Raw genomic sequence first — 737 nt, forward strand, 5'->3', positions numbered from 1 at the left:
CATGGTGGTGACGGAAGCCACCAAACGGAGGGAACGCCTTCCCGCCATGCAAGCGAACGTCGGTGCAGCCCAAGCCAAATACGATGAGGCCCACTACCGGACAAGCGGCCTTCAGGCAGAATTAAATAAGGCAATCGACGACGGAGCTTCTAACGAAACTATTAAGCAGTTGCGAAGTGAGATCATGTCGGCAGAAAGGCGAGAAAAATCTTGTGAAGATGATCTTCACCACTGCCAACGCCGGCTCGAAAGCCAGGAAAAACAGGTTCAGTATTTCGAAAGTGAGGCAGAGGAAGCCAAAGCCCACATCGATGAGGACGTAGCCAAGCGAGATGCGCTCCTTAGCGATTTGGAAAAGGCGCAAGCGGCCTATGACGACGCCTGCAAGGCATACGAAGAGGCAAAGGCCGCGGCAGACAAGGCCACCTCGCCCGAGATAACGAAACCCGCCGAGACGACAAAACCCTCCAGCTCAGCGCAGCCGGCCGAAACGGCACAGCCCGCCAGCTCGCCCGCGACCGGCAAATACGCTCCATCGAGCTCCACCAAGCAAGCAGATACGACCGCCGGCAAGCTCGCGAACACGGGCGACGCAGCCCCGAGCGCAATCACGCTCGCAGGAATCGTCGCCGCAGGGTTCGGAATAGCCACCGCGGGTGTACGCCGCATCAAGAACTCAAAGTAGCTGCCAGCGGTTATTGTCTTCGCCAATCCACAAGCCCAGAGACAAAAAGAGG

The 737-nt window shown here is 57.8% G+C and carries 1 protein-coding gene; it reads left to right on the forward strand.

The features are described from left to right. A partial coding sequence (locus DW171_RS10050) for an LPXTG cell wall anchor domain-containing protein (protein ID WP_118271101.1) occupies positions 1 to 685 on the forward strand: 685 nt, incomplete at its 5' end. Between the last annotated feature and the right edge of the window lie 52 nt (positions 686 to 737).

Origin of the sequence: Collinsella sp. AM15-2 (genome assembly GCF_003471985.1) — a bacterium.
Classification (GTDB): domain Bacteria; phylum Actinomycetota; class Coriobacteriia; order Coriobacteriales; family Coriobacteriaceae; genus Collinsella.